This window comes from Candidatus Thiodiazotropha sp. CDECU1 (genome assembly GCF_963455295.1).
GTDB lineage: Bacteria > Pseudomonadota > Gammaproteobacteria > Chromatiales > Chromatiaceae > Thiodiazotropha.
The window spans coordinates 3,717,942-3,734,214 of sequence record NZ_OY734020.1 but is presented as its reverse complement, the minus strand read 5'-3'; the positions used below and the strand labels follow the sequence as shown (position 1 = coordinate 3,734,214).

Below are 16,273 nucleotides of genomic sequence, written 5' to 3'. Positions count from 1 at the left end.
ATCGGTCGCTCAATAGCTCAGTTTGACCGGCTGCTCCATGGGTAAAGTCTGGTTTGCAGACCACTCCTGGGTGGAGCCGTCATAGAGCTTGGCTTGGTGATTGCCCAGGATCTCATGGGAGACGAACCATCCCAGGGCAGCCCGGTTACCCGTATGGCAGTAGTTGATTTGATCCCCGCTCAATGCAACCTTGCTCGCTGCATAGATGCGTTGCAGATTGTCTGCGCTGTGGAGCTTGCCACTGCCATTCACCGTCAACCAGTCATAGTTGAGGTGGAGTGCCTGGGGCAGTCTGCCGGGCCGCTGCTTGCCGCCAGCGCCATAGATACCGAGATATTCGGCCCTGGTGCGGTTATCCACAATCTGGGTGCCGTTGTTGATTGCCGTTTTGACATATTCGGCATCGGGATTCATCTGCTGGCGATATTTGGCAGTGAATTTCGCAGCTTTCAGTTGGTTATTTCCCTTTTCCAGGGGATAGACCCGTTTCTCGGCATAGCCCACCAATCCACCGTCGAGGATCGAGACGAGATCATGGCCGAGCACCTTGAACGTCCAATAGACCCTGGCGGCTGTGGCCATATCCCCGGCACTGGCACCGAGGGGGATTAATACCACGTGACTGTTGTTGTCTATGCCCAGCGAACCGATCAGTTTTTCAAGCACGGGTACCGGTGGCATATTCTTGGGTTGGCCCTTTTTTTCAACCCGCCATTGGGCATAGTTGGTGTTGATTGAACCGGGGATATGAAAACGCAGATAGTTCTGATTTTCCTGCAAATCGAGCAAAACAAGCGCAGAGTTGTCTCTATTATCGTGTACCCATTGCGGGGTTACCAAGGGTTCTACCGCTGCTGCCAGTATGCCTGGAATGATCAGCAGTAACAGCATAAGGGAAGATTTCATATCGGCTTCCTGTTTTCTTATCAATTGAACATTGGGTCAAATACAGTGCAGCATGATTGCATCTATCAACACTAAGATCGATATCATGAAAGAAAGTTGCGTGGTTGGTTAGGCCAAGTAAACTGCATCAGTTGTGTGGATTTCACACCCTGCTGTGTCAGAATAGCGGGAATTAGGAGCAATTGGATAGTATGAGATTAAAAGTAGGATTCATCTTGTTGTTACTTGTGGGTATGTCCGGGGGGCTGTTGGCGTCAGACTTTGAAGACGCCATGGATGCCATGACCAATGGTGAGCACCACAGTGCCTATAGAGGCTTCAAGCGTTTGGCGACAAGAGATCATGTCAAGGCCCAGTACCAACTCGGCATGCTGTATATCTTTGGCAAGGGTGTGGAACAGAATACGCATCAAGGCATCACATGGCTGAAAGAGGCTGCAAGCAACGGCTCCTATATGGCGGCTAACGAGCTTGGACAGATCTATCTGTCGGGCAAGGGTGTGGAGATCGATGAAAATGAGGCGATCAAGTGGCTGGAACTGGCCACAGAGATCGCGGAACAGAATGAGGGGGAGGCCGAGGATGGCTGTGACTAGCCACCCAGCCAAGGCATGAAATTCAGCGACTTCGGTTTCGAGGAAAACCCCTTCACGATAACCCCTGATCCCAGGTATCTCTATCTCAGCAGGGGCCACGAAGAGAGCCTTGCCCATCTGATATATGGCACGGGTCCGAATGGGGGGTTCGTGCTCCTGACTGGCGAGGTGGGTACCGGCAAGACGCTGCTGCTGCGCAGTCTGTTGGCGCAACATCTGGATAATGTGGATATTGCGCTAATCCTCAACCCGCGTCTCTCCCGGCGGGAATTCATCGCAACTATCTGCGACGAACTGGGGATTGAATATCAGGGTCCCCCCTACTCCTTGAAAATACTCATCGACATCCTCGCCGATCATCTCCTGAAGACCCATGGGGAAGGAAAACACACAGTACTGGTTGTGGATGAGGCGCAGAATCTGAGTCCGCGGGTATTGGAGCAGGTGCGTCTACTGACCAACCTGGAGACCTCTCGGCACAAACTGTTACGTATCATTCTGGTGGGGCAGCCGGAGCTGCAACAGATGCTGGAACGCAAGGAGATGCGACAGGTGGATCAGCGCATCACGGCGCGCTACCATCTGTTACCGCTGAATGCTCAGGAGACAGGCCGCTACATCGCCCACCGGCTTGCCGTAGCAGGGGTTCGCGAGGACCTTTTCACGCCCATGGCGTTACGCCTGATACACTATTTCTCCGGCGGGATCCCGAGGGTGATCAATGCCATCTGTGAACGGGCGATGTTGGCGATCTACGCGTCCGGTAGACAACGAGCCGGTGTCAGGCTGGTATGGCGTGCCTCTCGGGAGGTTAAGGGGAGGCGCTTTGGCCATCAGCGATGGCTTTGGGGTGGTGCTATTCTGATCCTCATCCTGGGGGTTGTGGGTATTTGGTATAGCCTGACACCTCTGAATAAGGTTCCTGCGCCTCTCGAAGAGGTAAAGATAGAGGAACCGGCGATCCCTGAATTACCCGCTGTGGCGGAACAACCTAAGAGAGTGGAGATACCCACCCTGCCGGAAAGGCAGGCCGATCCTGAAAAGATTGCCCCCATCCCTTCCCAGGAAGATGCGTCTGAAAGCGAAGTGAGTGAATCTGTGCCGGTGCCATCCCCTGCTATGGAAGTGGCATCACCAGTGGATGACTTCAAACTGGCGACACTATTCAGTCAACCGCAAAACCGGGTGGATGTGTATCAGGCGCTGCTTACTCTTTGGGATGGGTCAAAACAGCTTCATGACGCTACGCCACCTTGTCAGCAAGTACGTCAATTCAATTTGCGCTGCCTGATATCAAGTTCGGATTGGACCAATCTGCTGGGTCTAAACAGACCCATGCTGCTGCAACTCAAGCAGGATAAACAGAGACGCCTGCTGCTGTTGAAACATGTGGATGATGAGTGGCTTCTGGTCAATAGCGGCACCCAGGAAGGGGTCATAACCCGCACCGAATTGATGCGCTACTGGACCGGCGGCTACATCATGATGTGGCGGCCGTTGGCGGAAATCGCCCTGATCGGCGAGGGATCATCCGGGAACGCGGTCACCTGGTTGCGCAAGCGTCTGCAGCGAGTGGATGGAATCGAGCCGCGGGTGACGGGGGGGGTGGACCGTTTCGATGCCCAACTGGAGGGGCGCTTGAAGGCGTTTCAGCGAAAGCAGGGTTTGGCGGCAGATGGGGTTGCCGGTCAACAGACCATGATCCATCTGAACAATCTGGTCATCCCGGCGGGGACGCCGACCCTGATCTCAAGCCAAGATCTGGCGGGGGGGTGAGATGTCGCTGATTCTGGAAGCGCTGAAAAAGGCTGAACGCCAACATAAACTGGGTGAAGTCCCAAGGATCAATCCCGACACTGAACAACCGGGTTCGACAGCATCCCACCGGCTGGGATGGCTGATGCTGGCGCTGTTTGCCCTGATCCTGCTCGGGGTCGGCATCTATCTGGGGAGCAGTAGCTGGCTGACGCCGCAACGGCAACCCCATGAGCCACCTGTCTCCCACGCCGAACCCAGCCAGCAGGATAGTCAGCCCAAGCCCGCGCCCGAGAGGGTGGCGCCACTCGAGAGCGGGGAGGCGACCAACACCCCGGATCCACTTCAATCAACCGCACCATCCCAGGTGGCGGAAGAGCCACCAGCGGCTATATCCCCACCTCGAGAGCAGGAGATCGAACCGGCCCAGGAGGTGGTGGCCGAACCACCGCCACCGCCTCGACCACCGAAACCCCTGCATGAGATGCCGAGTGGTTTTGTTGCCAACCTGCCTTCCATGAGCATCGATATCCATAGTTACGACAAGCGTGTGGCAAAACGCTATGTGCTGATCAATATGGAGAAATATCGCGAGGGAGACTATCTCGCCGAGGGGCCGAAGTTGGTAGAGATCCTTCCCCAGGGGGCGGTCATGGAGCATATGGGAGAGCGGTTCATCTTGCCCATTGGTAACCAGTAAGGGACTGGCGCCACTACAGGGTTTGGGTTCTGGCAACAGCCCATACATCGATCCGTTTTGCACCTGCTTTTTTCAACACCTTACTGAGCTCGGTCACGGTCGCACCTGTGGTGATCACATCGTCCACCAGCACCAGGTGGGTGTCCTTGACCTCCGCGCAGGCCTGAAACGCATTGACCAGGTTTTTTCGCCTCTCCTGCCTGCTCAGTTCCGATTGAGTCTTGGTCGCTTTTATGCGTCGGCAGAGTCGCCAGTCATAGGGCAGGCGGTAGTGTTTGGCCAGTATGCGAGTAAGTTCGACGGATTGGTTGAATCCCCGTTGTCGCAGGCGCAGGGGATGTAACGGAACGGGGACCAGGATCTCTGGTCTTTCATGTTGGTCACCCAGGCGTTCCATAAGCAGTCCGGCCAGGGGTTCGGCAAGATGAAGTTTTTGATGAAATTTAAACATGCCGATGAGGCGATTGACCGGCGGCTCATAGGTGAGGGCGGCGATGGTTTTTGTATAAGGTGGTTGTCGTTTGATACAGCGACCGCACAATTGCTGGGATGCAACATGGGCTGGCAGCGGAAGCGCGCAACATGGGCAGGCATGGTGATTGAAAGGCAGGCTATTGTGGCAGGCAGGGCAGAGATGGCATGGGAAATCGCCCTTGGCGCCGCACAGGAGACAACCCCTGGGATAGAGTAGTGATCGTATAATATTTATACAGTTGTCGACTTTCATAACCATCCTTGGTTGACAGAGGGCGGACAATCCTTACCATAGGCCCTCCCCAGTGCGCCGCACAAATCATACACACAGGTTTGGATCACCATGACCGAAACAATTTTACGCCATGACTGGCGACTGGACGAGATAGAGGCCCTGTTCGATCTACCCTTCAACGATCTGCTATTTCAGGCGCAAAGTCTACACCGGGCTCATTTCGACCCCAATCAGGTGCAAATGAGCAGCCTGCTCAGTATCAAGACAGGGGCCTGCGCAGAGGATTGCGGCTACTGCTCCCAGAGCGCGAAAAACGCCACCGGGCTCGAAGCGGAAAAACTGATGCCGCTGGAGGAGGTTGTAGCGGCGGCGCAGACAGCGAAGGAGAAGGGTGCGAGCCGTTTCTGTATGGGTGCGGCCTGGCGCAACCCAACCGACAAGAATCTGGACAAGGTAATCGACATGGTCGAGGCCGTGCATGGCCTGGGTATGGAGACCTGTCTCACCCTGGGCATGCTGACCCAGGCCCAGGCGGACCGCCTGCGCGATGCCGGACTCGATTACTACAACCACAATCTCGACACCTCGCCGGAATTTTACGGCAATGTGATCTCCACCCGTACATTCGATGACCGACTGCATACCCTGGCCCATGTCAGGGATGCGGGTATCAGTGTCTGTTCCGGTGGCATCCTGGGGATGGGTGAATCCCGGCGGGATCGCGCCAGCATGTTGCGTGAGCTGTGTAATCTGCCCCGCCATCCGGAATCGGTGCCGATCAATATGCTGGTGAAGATCGAGGGTACACCGCTCTACACTGCCGAGGCGCTGGATCCCTTCGAGTTCGTGCGCACCATCGCGGTGGCGCGTCTGCTGATGCCACACTCCTATGTACGCCTCTCCGCAGGTCGGGCCGAGATGAATGATGAAATGCAGGCCCTCTGTTTTCTCGCCGGGGCGAACTCTATCTTCTATGGCGAGCGGCTGTTGACCACGGATAATCCCGAGGCAGACAGGGACGTGCGCCTGCTCGAAAGGCTGGGTATGAAGACCGAACAACTGCTGGAGACAGAGGTCAAGGCGGCCAAGGTACCCTGTAGCCAGGCAAAGGCCGGCTAAGCACCCGCTTGGTCGCTGATCTGAGATTTGATGCCGATGAAGGGATTGGCTGAAGCGTTGCAAACACGCCGCCAAGCGGGGCTGTATCGATCCCGCCGGGTGGTATCGACGGCGCAACAGCCCGAGTTGGTGGTTGACGGTAAGCGCGTTACCGCCTTTTGCAGCAACGACTATCTTGGTCTGGCCAATCACCCCGATGTTATTGCGGCGCTGCAGCGCGCGGCCGCGGACTATGGTGTCGGCAGCGGTGCGGCGCATCTCATTACCGGTCACACTGATGCCCACCATCGCTTGGAAGAGGCCCTGGCGGAATATACCGGCCGGCCCAGGGCACTGCTCTTCTCCACCGGCTATATGGCCAATATGGGAGTGATCAGCGCCCTCATGAAACAGGGTGACCGGCTGTTCGAGGATCGTCTCAACCACGCCTCCCTGGTGGATGCGGGGCAACTCTCCCGGGCCAGGATGCTCCGCTACCAGCATGCCGATCCCGAAAGCCTGGGTATCCAGCTGGCGCGCAGTGGCGAAGGGCAGGCGTTGATCGCCACGGACGGGGTGTTCAGCATGGATGGTGATCTGGCCCCGCTGCCCGCCCTGGTGGAACTCGCCCGCACACATCAGGCCTGGTTGATGGTGGACGATGCCCATGGTCTCGGTGTGCTGGGTGCGGAAGGCGGTGGCGTTCTCAGCCATTTCGGTCTGGATGGTGACGAGGTGCCCATCTTGATGGGTACCCTGGGTAAGGGCTTCGGTACCTATGGCGCATTTGTCGCTGGCAGCGAGGAGTTGATCGAGACCCTGATTCAACACGCCCGCAGCTATATCTATACCACGGCCCCTCCGGCCGCGTTGGCGGAGGCAACCCTGGTCAGTCTGCGTCTTGCCCGGCAGGAGACCTGGCGGCGCGAGCGACTACAGAGCCTGATCGCCCGGTTTCGTCAGTCGGCAGTGCAGCTCGGTCTGCCGCTGATGGACTCCATGACCCCGATACAACTGATTCTGGCGGGATCATCCCGGCAAGCACTGGCCTGGAGTCTGCAGTTGGAAAAGCAGGGTTTACTGGTGAGTGCGATTCGGCCCCCGACGGTTGCGGAAGGCAGCGCCCGGCTGCGTATCACCTTCAGTGCAAAGCATACGGATCGACAGCTCGATCGTCTGCTGGATGCCCTCGCCACGCTCTCACAGGTGGCGGTATGAGACTGGCTGCGGAAACTGAGGGTGTTGGGCAGGATCTGGTACTGCTCCATGGTTGGGGCATGAACTCATCCGTTTGGGCAGGTTTTGCCGAGGGGCTGGCGCATGACTACCGGGTTACCCGCATCGACCTGCCGGGGCATGGCAGGAGTCCATTCGAAGGGCAAGGGCAACTGCGGGCCTGGGCTGAGGCCTGTCTCGAGGTGGCCCCCGATCGGGCGGTCTGGGTCGGCTGGTCTCTTGGTTCCATGCTCTGCCTGCAATCCGCCCTGCTGGCACCCTCGCGTATCGACGGGATAGTCGTCCTAGCGGGAATGCCGCGCTTTGTCCAGGGGAAGGATTGGCAACATGCCATGGCGGCCAAGACCCTCGATCAATTCATCCAGGCCCTGCACCTGGATCACCGCCAGACCCTGGAGCGTTTTCTCGCCCTGCAGATGTTGAACAGTGACCACGCGGTACAGATGTTGAAAAAATTGAAATCTCTATTGCACGAACGACCCGATCCGCTACCGGAGGCGTTACAGACCGGGCTCGAGTTGTTGAAGTCTGTGGATCTCCGCGCACAACTGAGTGACCTGGATTGTCCCACAACCTGGATCTATGGCAACCGGGATACCCTGGCACCGGCAAAGGCAAGCGCTGATCTGCAGCAGTGGTTACCTGAAGCGACCATGCATATCGTGGAGGGGGCCGCGCATGCCCCGTTTCTCTCTCATCCACAAGAGACCCATCAGTTGTTAATGAGCAGTCTGGAGTCGATTCATGGATAAGCAAGTGCCCGGCAGCATCGACAAGCGCCAGGCGCGAGCCGCCTTCTCCCGCGCCGCTCCCCACTATGATGAGGTGGCTGAGCTGCAGCGGGAGATCGGCAGACGCATGTTGCAACGATTGACCTACATCCGTCACCAACCCCAGGTCGTGCTCGACGTTGGCGCAGGCACCGGTGAGGCGACCCAGGCACTGAAAAAACAGTACAGGAAGGCAAGTACCATCGCCCTCGATTTCGCCATGCCCATGCTGCATCGGGCACGCAAGCGGGGTGGCTGGCTGCGTCGGCCCATCTGTGTCTGTGGTGATGCGGAGCAGTTGCCCCTGGCCGATCAATCGGTGGATATGATCTTCTCCAATGCGGCGCTGCAGTGGTGCAACGACCTGCCGGGCACCTTCAGTGAATTTCTTCGCGTGTTGCGTCCAAACGGTATGTTGTTGTTCTCCACATTCGGACCCGATACGCTAAAGGAGTTGCGCAACAGCTGGTCGCAGGTGGATGGCCACAGCCACGTCAGCCCCTTTCCGGATATGCACGATGTGGGGGATGCCATGCTGAGGGCCGGCTTGGCGGAACCGGTGGTGGATGTGGATCGCATGCGTCTTAGCTACCCCGATGTGCCGTCGCTGATGCGTGATCTGAAGACCCTGGGGGCGCATAATGTCACCCGTGACAGACCGCGGGGATTGACCGGAAAAGGGAGGTTGCGGGCGATGTATGAGGCCTACGAAACCTATCGCAGGGATGAAAAGCTACCAGCCAGTTACGAAGTGGTCTATGGGCATGCCTGGGCGCCCCAACAGCGTCGGGCAGATGGTGTAACCGCCATTCCCGTAGATCAGATCGGTATGGGAAGGACTGGGCAGGGATGAGTGGCGGTCTGTTTGTTACCGGTACCGATACCGGTTGTGGTAAGACAGAGATTACCCTGGGCATAATGTATAACCTGCAGCAGCAGGGGGAGTCGGTACTGGGGATGAAACCTCTCGCCTCGGGCGCCGAGACCACCGATGAGGGATTGCGCAATGAAGATGCGTTGCGGATCCAGGCCCAATGCAGCCAGGAGATCCCCTATTCATCAGTCAATCCCCTGGTCTATCAACCCCCCATTTCGCCCCATCTTGCCGCCAGGGCCAAGGGTCAACCCATCAGGCTGGATGAGATACAACAAGCCTACAACCACTTGCAGGGACAAGCGGATAGGGTCGTGGTGGAGGGGGTCGGTGGCTGGCATGTGCCCCTGGGTGACAGCATCACCCTGGCCGACCTGGCCCGTACCCTGGATCTGCCCATGATACTGGTGGTGGGTGTCCGGCTCGGCTGCCTCAATCACGCCCTGATGACGGCTGAGTGCATACTCAACAGCGGGGTTCAGCTCAAAGGCTGGGTTGCGAACCTGGTCGATCCGGAGATGCATGCCGTAGATGACAATATCCTTACCCTGCAATCCTGGCTGCCGGCACCCTGCTTGGGTGAGGTTCCCTACCTCGAGGCGCCGTCACCTGAGCAGGTTGCAACCTATCTTGATGGGCCTCTGTTGGATGCTATCCAGTGAGTATTCACTGTCACTAACCCAGACTTGTCTTTAAATTTGATTGCGAGTTCAATCGCAGCGGACTTCCTGCCTATGGTTTTCTAATGCCCTGTCCGCGCAGGCCGGTATGTGTTGAGTCTATCTGTACAGATCATGACAAGCGCCAACAGTAGCATCGCCCAAGGATTGAAGGCGCCGCCACCGCCACCACTGCTGCTCGATCCGGTATCACTATCATCGGAGAGGTTGGTGGTAACGCCGCCTGGATCCGCAATCCTGGCGTTGGCCTCACCGTCGGCATCGTTGGGCCCACCGTCCTCGATGGTCAGCTCGACACACCAGGCCCCCTCGCTCAAGCCCGTCGTATAGGCGCTATCACCGGGGGCGGGGCAGATGCCTGCCTCTCCGGTAGCGGATTTGATCAGGTTGTTTTCATCCACGACAAACTCCCCCCAGCCGGTGGAAGTCAGCTTGCGATATACGGAGCCGGAAGCCACCATCTGCCGTTGCGGAATCACCACGGTCGCAGTCGCACCCGCCTGAGAGAGACCTTCGATGTGGAAGTCGAACAGTCCCCCTTCATAGGGATAGGCATCCGCGTCCGCTTCACCTCCCAGGCCATTGGCGATGTAGCCGAATATGTCGCTGCGGCTGATCAGCGCCCCATGGTGTTGGGCGAAAAAGGCGATGTCACCCAGGCTGAGGGCCAAACCCGCTGCTGTTTGTATCAGGTAATCGGTATTGCTTCCTGACTCCTGGGGCAGAACGTGGCCCGGCAAACCGGCTGGATCGAGATAGTCAGGTATACCGTCGGCGTCACTGTCGCCACTGCCTTCTTCCAGGTCTGTTTCACCGTCGCCATCGTTATCGATACTGCTCAATGCCGGCGCCTCGGCCACCACCCGGAGACTCAGCACGGCAGTGTCGTTGGCCAGGCCGTCGCTGACCCCTGTGCTTACCCGGTAGAGGCCAGGCTCGAGATCCGCGGGATCGAAAGTGAAGCTGCTTGTATCGCTGTCGAGATCGGTCAACTGACTATCGCTTTCACTCCAATCGTAGGTGTGAGTGTCAGTGCTATTCAGATCCTGAACAGTTGCTCTGACCACAACCTGACCACCGTTCTGGCTCAAGATACGTGACGCAGTCTCATCCTGATAAGCTGTGAGTGTCACCTTGGGGGCGAAATTCTCATCGCTCAAGGCGATCAGGCAGCTACTCTTCTCCCCCATCACTGCGTTGCTCGGTGTTTCCATGGTCAGTCTCAGGCTGGTATAGCCGGACAGATCACCCAGCAGGGTGTTCGATATGGACAGGGTGGACTCCAGTAGGGATTGTCCAATCTGAAAAGTCCCTGACTGCAACGGTGCTTCACTGCCGTCCACGGATGAGATACTGATCAGGCTGTAAGGGATGGATACCGGGTAGCGGGCCGCGCTCCCATTCAATATCAGCGGACAGCCGATGGGGCCATTGGGGGAGCTGGTAAGGTCACTGCCAAACTCGATGATTGGATCGACCCTGACGATTTGAATCCCTTCGCCGGTGATCCCGTCCCTATCATCCGCCGTCCAGATCAATAGATGGGTGCCCGGTGCTAGATCGAGTAAGCCATCGCCGGGTGGCGGGGTGACAACCCCGTTACTGACCAGGTGATCAAGGACTGGTTCGAGTATACCTTCGTTATCGTCCTGGGCGCTTGCGGTGCCCGGATCGACCCGTGTCAGGGCGCCGGTGGCGGCGAGTGTCATGTCGGCGGGAGGGGTAACTATCGGCCTGGTAGTGGGTACCAGCCGGCCGGTGATGTTCGATTCCGCACGTTCCCGGGTGCCGTGGAGATCGGTGTAGGTCACCACGGCCGAGAGATAAAAGTAGTGATCGTCCAGGGTTGGCACATAGGTCAGGTCATTCGCGCCAATATCCTGATCCAGCGTGGAATAGGCCCGATAGCGGCGTTTCCAGTAATAGCTGAGTTCACCGATGCCGTCAGGGTCGTAGAGGCTGCTGGTATCGATGGACAATGTGGACCCTTCCGCTACCGAGCCGCGAATATAGACCGAGCCCACCAGCGGGTCGTTGATATTGGTGATTGCACCGGGCGCCCCCACCGGCAGGGAGCTGACACTTTCGGTCACCCCCAGACCATCCTCAAAACTGACAATGCACTGGACGTCAAGCCCGATATCGTCGTCGGTCAGCATATAGCTCGCAGAAGTCGCTCCGGGGATAGGTTGGCCGTTCCGGTGCCAATGATAGCGGATCTCACCCATGCCATTGCGGTCGCTGAGGCTGGGGCTGGCCCTGACCACCTGGTCTTCAATCGCCTCACCGCTGATGGTGACGCGGCCGGATGCCGGTTCGTTGTCACTGATCTTTTCGATCAGGATGTTTTGCGACTCATACAACTCGAAGGGGAGTCCCCTTTCCGTGTTGTAGTCTTGAATGGTGTAGTAATTGATGGTGTAGCTGCCCGATGCTATGGGGCCGATTTCCACCCTGTTGTTGTAACATGGAGCAACAAAGCCACTCTCCCATATGCTGACATAGATATTAATCTCCTCTCCCACCACCTCCGCCCCGAAAAATTTGTCTATCCCAGAATCGGGGCACTCACTGCTGAGGATAAATGGCTCGAAATTATTGGGTGTCTGAAGAGGAATATCGAGAATTTCGGATTGGACTTGGGTGTGATGGAGGACCAAAACCACCAGTAAGAGCCAGAGTGTTTTACGCATGATAAACCGGGAGTCTCCGTTTCCTTGGGGTAGCAGGAGTCTAACGGGGAATAGGTAAAAGGTGCAATGCTGCACTTCCCATCCACAGCATTGTAGGGGATGTGGATATGGGAATGGGTAGAGATGCTATATATAGGAATAATCTATTATTAAGGTAGAAACATACGTATTAATCAATTATAATATTTCACGTAGAGTTCTCTCCAAGTTGAAATTTGAATCACCAATATTCTGGAGAGAAACAATGTTAGAGAACCGCGAAAAACAAGCCGTACCCAATGTCATCTTGCGTACCCGTCGTGAGCACGAATGGGTCGATGTGACCAGCGACGAGATCTTCAAGGGCAAGACAGTGGTGGTGTTCTCACTGCCCGGCGCCTTTACCCCCACCTGTTCATCCACCCATGTGCCGCGTTACAACCAGCTGACACCGGTATTCAAGCGTCACGGTGTTGACGAGGTAATCTGCGTCTCGGTGAATGATGCCTTCGTCATGAACGAGTGGCAGCGGGAACAGCAGGCAGATCGCATTACTTTCCTGCCCGACGGCAACGGTGATTTCACCCGAGGCATGGGGATGCTGGTATCGAAGGAGGAACTCGGTTTCGGTGACCGCTCCTGGCGCTACTCCATGCTGGTCAAGGATGGGGTAATAGAGAAGTTGAAGACTAGTTTGCTGAAACGAACCGCCTGGGTCAGCCGTTTTTACCTGTTTTTACAAGCACTATCAGTGTGCGTAAAGAAGTGTAAATTGCCTCCACGAAACAACATGGATATAGATGACCTATATGCTTGCCGAGGTAATGATGAACTAGGAGCGTGGAGAAAGATTTCATGTGACCAGTGAAGATATCTTCAAGGGCAAGACCGCGGTGGTGTTTTCGCAACCCGGCGCCTTTACCCCCAGCTGTTCATCCACCCATGTGCCACGCTATAACCAGTTGACCCCGGTATTCAAGCGTCACGGTGAAGATGGGTGCCACCAAGACCGATTTTGACAACACCATTGCCATTCACCCGATCAGTGCTGAAGAGTTGGTCACCATGAAGGTGGCAGAGCCCGATCCTATTGAGGAGCGTAAATTCGATACAGGATCGGATTGGAAAGAGAGCATAGTGAGACTTTAATCGCTGCATGTCCTTAAATGGCATAAAAAACCGTAGCACCCTAAACGGTTGCTACGGTCATGCCGCCTTACTAAAGCGTATAGGCCAGCCTAAACAGCTGCCCTATTAACGACTGCGCGTTAGCCTGCGAGGAGCAGCAGGCTCCTCTTCAACAGCAGGTTCACTGGAGCCGGTCAAGGCATAGAGTTCGTTCAGCTGCGGCGGCTGCGCCGTCATGGAATCCGTCAATGCTTTAATGTAAGCAACCAGTGCTGCCTCCTGTGCTGCATCCATACCCAGGTCTCCCACCAGGAAGCCAAACGCCGCCCCCGGCCACTCAGGTTCAGGCCAGCAATTGGATCTCAATGCACGACGTTCTGATGTGATCTCGGGTGGACAACGAGTGATACCAAAGGCTGCTGCGGTCTCACCGTCTACGTCACTCGTGTTATAGAAGTGCACCAAGCTTTCCAGACTCTTGAACCAGCCATTGTGGGTATAGGCCTTAATGAAGCGTTGATTGGGCCGCTTGTCCACGTTGCGCAGGGTAGGTGTCTTGAAAAAACCACCATCCGAAGTTGGATCAACATGACCTGCGAGACCCGTTGGCAGATTGTCGGGATCGTCCGCGCCAGGCACATCCGGATTGGCCGGTGTGCCGATATTGTGATAGGCATCATCGGCATAGCGCTCAAACAGTCCGGTACCGTCGCGCGAGGCCTGATCACTGAGGTGACAGAACGAACATTGGGTCACAGGCAGATCGGGAAAAGGCGCTGTAGCCGGCCCGGGGGGATCGGTATTGTAGAAAAGATCATGTCCCAGGTTCTCCTGGTAACTCAAACCGACCAAAGGGAAGCTACCAGGTGAGTTTATATACTCCTCGTCGGCACAGACGCCGGGATCATAGTACTCAGAGAATTCCCCATCATCACAGGCAAGTTCAGTACGCAGAGCGATATCCCGCTTGGAACTGAATGAGTTGACTTCATCGGAAGACTGCCAGGCACCGACCGCGAGCATCAGTCGTTTGAAACTGATATCGAATTCACGCTCAGGACGCTCTTCCGGCGGCAGGTCATTCGCCATATAGTCGACAGGATTATCGCTACAGTCTATCGGTTCGCCCCAAACGACCTCATAGATTTCTGCATACTCAGACGTTGCAACATGCTCACACACAGCCTGACGCTGGATATTTTGCTCTACCGGATTGGGCATAGGATTGAGTGCCTGATCGGAGGTTGCGCCAAAGTAGTTGCTGTATCCACGACTGTCTGGCTCACCCTGGAAAATTTCCATACCGATATGCCTGGTGGCATTGAACAGCGTCGCTTCACGCCCCTCGGCACGTCCATCCCAGAAGTTACCACCACAATAGCGATCGCCGCTGGTGGGACCACCACTCCCACCAAAACTGATACCGCCCTGATTGCACTCATGAAAGGGCTCGATCTCACTGGCATAGGCGTTGGTTGGCGGCTTCAACATACCACTGACATGAACATTGGCGCCCGGTACCGCAACCACGGTCCGGTTGATATAGGCATTGTCATTGGTCCCCCCGGTATCCGGCGCGTGACAGGATGCACAGGACTGGCGTTCCGGTGCCGATATCTCATCAAAGAAGATAAATTTACCCAATAGTTTGAGCGGATAGTGGTCCTCATCAAGACTCAAGGCATTGGCTTGAACGCTTATTAGTGAAAGCACTGTGGCAGACGCTGCGCACAGTGATAAGGCTTTTAGTTTTATCATGATCTGCTCCCCCGGGATAATTAAAATATCTCAAGCCTGCTTACGTAGACGGATTGCACCGATGCCGATTAACCCTATTGACAACAGCATCAACGATGAGGGTTCAGGCACTGATGATGCGCCAACGGCAAGACCACCACTGAAGCTTTCAACCAGGAGATAGTTATAGTCGTAGGAATCCAACATGAAGGAGAAGCTTCCACTGCCACTGTAATCATCGCTCAACGGACCAAACAACAGATCCGCGAAAGCCACTTCAGCAATATCAACAGCCAAAAAGTCGTCTGTGACAAAGAGGCTGGCCTCAGCGATGGCGTCATCATCAGGGATACCCGTGGATGTTCCGACAGCGGCCGAAAGTGTGTATTCATACGCAAAGTTAAATACCAGGTAGTCGTAGTAGAAGTTGTCGACGAAGAGATCCAGCGCTGTAAAAATACTCGACTCGGCAATACCCAGACCGGCTTCACCGTTGGCGCCTGTTGCCACTGTGATTGTGTCCCCTTCGAGCATTTCCACTGAACTGTTGGTCGCCAGGGTCGATGTGTAGTCCGCTACTCCGTCACCACTTGTGAAGAGTGTATCGTCGATAAAGAACTCCCCGCCGCTGGCATACCAGTAATCGTTATCAACGCTATAACCATCAAGTGTTTCGACGTTCTCCAGTGTGAGTGAAAAACTAGTGCTCGACAGGTATATAGCATCGGCCGCTACAGAGGCAGTAAAGCCCAGCCCGGTTACTCCAAAAGCGAGGAACAGACTCAGATTAAGATAGGTAGTTTTAAATGACTTCATTATTCAATGATCCTCTTCCGGTAGTTTTAATTTTGTTTTGCTGCATAAAAAACGCCGGCCCACTAACATCCACATCCTGTGACCGGCGCCACAGAAAAAATTAGCATTATGTGTGCCAAAAGAAAAAAATTACTAAAGATCAATGATTAGTTCTTGATTCGCATTGCGCCAAAAAAAACTCTGTAAAAAATACCGACACCAAGTTATTCATTTACAAAGAAAATTTTTGAATTGCTCAAATAAATCAAATATCAAAAAAAACAACATGTGGTACAAATCTCATCCGAAGGTGTGAAAGCTGGTCTGTTGCCAACATACAGCAGCCGATAAAATCACTGAGTGTTGTCAATCCAGTCAGAGGTGATGGATAAGCTACAAAGTCGTAGGGGAGGGGCCGAATGGGCAGGGTGAGAAGCTTGCAGTGCTTATAGACGTCCGAGCAAGTTTGTTTTGTTAGACATTACTAAAAACACTGATGTAATTTATATCGCAACGGAAAAATAACATATGCATGAGTGTAGTAAGACTTGATGCCATCAGTACTAAATATTTTTGACTCTTCTACAATATACATCTATTAAAAATTCTCATGAGTG

Annotated in this window: 15 protein-coding genes and 1 pseudogene; 11 read left to right on the top strand and 5 right to left on the bottom strand. The window is 55.3% G+C overall.

Annotation, left to right across the window (positions count from 1 at the left end; all coding sequences use genetic code 11):
* Positions 1 to 9: 9 nt before the first annotated feature.
* A complete protein-coding gene (locus tag R2K28_RS17045; protein WP_316366327.1) occupies positions 10 to 906 on the bottom strand; it encodes a sulfurtransferase in 897 nt (298 codons plus the stop codon).
* Between the two features lie 191 nt (positions 907 to 1,097).
* Here R2K28_RS17045 and R2K28_RS17040 point away from each other — a divergent pair, with 191 nt between their 5' ends.
* From R2K28_RS17040 to R2K28_RS17030, 3 genes are read left to right on the top strand one after another with little or no spacing between them, the layout of a single operon-like run.
* A complete protein-coding gene (locus R2K28_RS17040; RefSeq protein WP_316366325.1) occupies positions 1,098 to 1,502 on the top strand; it encodes a tetratricopeptide repeat protein in 405 nt (134 codons plus the stop codon).
* Between the two features lie 15 nt (positions 1,503 to 1,517).
* The gene (locus tag R2K28_RS17035; protein ID WP_316366323.1) at positions 1,518 to 3,278 is read left to right on the top strand and encodes an ExeA family protein; all 1,761 of its coding nucleotides are present in this window, start codon (positions 1,518 to 1,520) and stop codon (positions 3,276 to 3,278) included.
* Position 3,279: 1 nt separating this feature from the next.
* On the top strand, positions 3,280 to 3,957 hold the full coding sequence (locus R2K28_RS17030) for a general secretion pathway protein GspB (protein ID WP_316366322.1): 678 nt from the start codon (positions 3,280 to 3,282) through the stop codon (positions 3,955 to 3,957).
* A 13-nt stretch (positions 3,958 to 3,970) separates the two neighbouring features.
* On the opposite strand, the gene R2K28_RS17025 is transcribed toward R2K28_RS17030, so the two are convergent.
* On the bottom strand, positions 3,971 to 4,684 hold the full coding sequence (locus R2K28_RS17025; protein ID WP_316366320.1) for a ComF family protein: 714 nt from the start codon (positions 4,682 to 4,684) through the stop codon (positions 3,971 to 3,973).
* 90 nt (positions 4,685 to 4,774) lie between these two features.
* Here R2K28_RS17025 and bioB point away from each other — a divergent pair, with 90 nt between their 5' ends.
* The 5 genes from bioB to bioD are packed head-to-tail and all read left to right on the top strand — an operon-like array spanning position 4,775 to position 9,306.
* Positions 4,775 to 5,785 (top strand): biotin synthase BioB, encoded by a 1,011-nt coding sequence (gene bioB, locus R2K28_RS17020; protein WP_316366318.1) that lies wholly within the window; start codon positions 4,775 to 4,777, stop codon positions 5,783 to 5,785.
* A gap of 36 nt (positions 5,786 to 5,821) precedes the next feature.
* Positions 5,822 to 6,982 carry an 8-amino-7-oxononanoate synthase gene (gene bioF / locus R2K28_RS17015; RefSeq protein WP_316369771.1) on the top strand — a complete coding sequence of 387 codons (1,161 nt, stop codon included), beginning with the start codon at positions 5,822 to 5,824 and terminating at the stop codon, positions 6,980 to 6,982.
* Positions 6,979 to 7,752: a pimeloyl-ACP methyl ester esterase BioH gene (gene bioH / locus R2K28_RS17010; RefSeq protein ID WP_316366316.1), complete on the top strand. Its 774-nt coding sequence runs from the start codon at positions 6,979 to 6,981 to the stop codon at positions 7,750 to 7,752. Before bioF ends, bioH begins: the two co-directional genes overlap by 4 nt.
* Complete coding sequence (bioC, locus tag R2K28_RS17005) at positions 7,745 to 8,623, top strand: malonyl-ACP O-methyltransferase BioC (RefSeq protein ID WP_316366314.1); 879 nt, start codon at positions 7,745 to 7,747, stop codon at positions 8,621 to 8,623. Before bioH ends, bioC begins: the two co-directional genes overlap by 8 nt.
* Positions 8,620 to 9,306: a dethiobiotin synthase gene (gene bioD / locus R2K28_RS17000; protein WP_316366312.1), complete on the top strand. Its 687-nt coding sequence runs from the start codon at positions 8,620 to 8,622 to the stop codon at positions 9,304 to 9,306. The genes bioC and bioD overlap by 4 nt, the downstream gene beginning before the upstream one ends.
* An 80-nt stretch (positions 9,307 to 9,386) precedes the next feature.
* On the opposite strand, the gene R2K28_RS16995 is transcribed toward bioD, so the two are convergent.
* Positions 9,387 to 12,017 (bottom strand): choice-of-anchor U domain-containing protein, encoded by a 2,631-nt coding sequence (locus R2K28_RS16995; protein WP_316366311.1) that lies wholly within the window; start codon positions 12,015 to 12,017, stop codon positions 9,387 to 9,389.
* A gap of 244 nt (positions 12,018 to 12,261) precedes the next feature.
* On the opposite strand from R2K28_RS16995, the gene R2K28_RS16990 reads away from it, so the two are divergent.
* The 3 genes and pseudogenes from R2K28_RS16990 (at position 12,262) to R2K28_RS16980 (ending at position 13,145) form a co-directional block, all read left to right on the top strand.
* On the top strand, positions 12,262 to 12,864 hold the full coding sequence (locus R2K28_RS16990; protein WP_316366309.1) for a peroxiredoxin: 603 nt from the start codon (positions 12,262 to 12,264) through the stop codon (positions 12,862 to 12,864).
* A pseudogene (locus R2K28_RS16985) lies at positions 12,854 to 12,991 on the top strand (redoxin family protein); the annotation flags it as partial. The gene R2K28_RS16990 and the pseudogene R2K28_RS16985, both read left to right, overlap by 11 nt.
* Positions 12,990 to 13,145: a hypothetical protein gene (locus R2K28_RS16980; protein ID WP_316366308.1), complete on the top strand. Its 156-nt coding sequence runs from the start codon at positions 12,990 to 12,992 to the stop codon at positions 13,143 to 13,145. The pseudogene R2K28_RS16985 and the gene R2K28_RS16980, both read left to right, overlap by 2 nt.
* A gap of 105 nt (positions 13,146 to 13,250) precedes the next feature.
* On the opposite strand, the gene R2K28_RS16975 is transcribed toward R2K28_RS16980, so the two are convergent.
* The gene (locus R2K28_RS16975) at positions 13,251 to 14,882 is read right to left on the bottom strand and encodes a cytochrome c peroxidase (RefSeq protein ID WP_316366306.1); all 1,632 of its coding nucleotides are present in this window, start codon (positions 14,880 to 14,882) and stop codon (positions 13,251 to 13,253) included.
* Between the two features lie 30 nt (positions 14,883 to 14,912).
* Positions 14,913 to 15,677: a PEP-CTERM sorting domain-containing protein gene (locus R2K28_RS16970; RefSeq protein ID WP_316366304.1), complete on the bottom strand. Its 765-nt coding sequence runs from the start codon at positions 15,675 to 15,677 to the stop codon at positions 14,913 to 14,915.
* Positions 15,678 to 16,273 lie beyond the last annotated feature (596 nt).

What these genes read in the sequence shown, in the direction of transcription:
- R2K28_RS17025 (WP_316366320.1), bottom strand. Translation starts at nt 4,684, where the DNA reads ATGAAAGTCGACAACTGTATAAATATTATACGATCACTACTCTATCCC.
- R2K28_RS17035 (WP_316366323.1), top strand. Translation starts at nt 1,518, where the DNA reads ATGAAATTCAGCGACTTCGGTTTCGAGGAAAACCCCTTCACGATAACC.
- bioH (WP_316366316.1), top strand. Translation starts at nt 6,979, where the DNA reads ATGAGACTGGCTGCGGAAACTGAGGGTGTTGGGCAGGATCTGGTACTG.
- R2K28_RS16990 (WP_316366309.1), top strand. Translation starts at nt 12,262, where the DNA reads ATGTTAGAGAACCGCGAAAAACAAGCCGTACCCAATGTCATCTTGCGT.
- bioC (WP_316366314.1), top strand. Translation starts at nt 7,745, where the DNA reads ATGGATAAGCAAGTGCCCGGCAGCATCGACAAGCGCCAGGCGCGAGCC.
- R2K28_RS16980 (WP_316366308.1), top strand. Translation starts at nt 12,990, where the DNA reads ATGGGTGCCACCAAGACCGATTTTGACAACACCATTGCCATTCACCCG.
- bioF (WP_316369771.1), top strand. Translation starts at nt 5,822, where the DNA reads ATGAAGGGATTGGCTGAAGCGTTGCAAACACGCCGCCAAGCGGGGCTG.
- R2K28_RS16970 (WP_316366304.1), bottom strand. Translation starts at nt 15,677, where the DNA reads ATGAAGTCATTTAAAACTACCTATCTTAATCTGAGTCTGTTCCTCGCT.
- R2K28_RS16975 (WP_316366306.1), bottom strand. Translation starts at nt 14,882, where the DNA reads ATGATAAAACTAAAAGCCTTATCACTGTGCGCAGCGTCTGCCACAGTG.
- R2K28_RS17045 (WP_316366327.1), bottom strand. Translation starts at nt 906, where the DNA reads ATGAAATCTTCCCTTATGCTGTTACTGCTGATCATTCCAGGCATACTG.
- bioB (WP_316366318.1), top strand. Translation starts at nt 4,775, where the DNA reads ATGACCGAAACAATTTTACGCCATGACTGGCGACTGGACGAGATAGAG.
- bioD (WP_316366312.1), top strand. Translation starts at nt 8,620, where the DNA reads ATGAGTGGCGGTCTGTTTGTTACCGGTACCGATACCGGTTGTGGTAAG.
- R2K28_RS16995 (WP_316366311.1), bottom strand. Translation starts at nt 12,017, where the DNA reads ATGCGTAAAACACTCTGGCTCTTACTGGTGGTTTTGGTCCTCCATCAC.
- R2K28_RS17040 (WP_316366325.1), top strand. Translation starts at nt 1,098, where the DNA reads ATGAGATTAAAAGTAGGATTCATCTTGTTGTTACTTGTGGGTATGTCC.
- R2K28_RS17030 (WP_316366322.1), top strand. Translation starts at nt 3,280, where the DNA reads ATGTCGCTGATTCTGGAAGCGCTGAAAAAGGCTGAACGCCAACATAAA.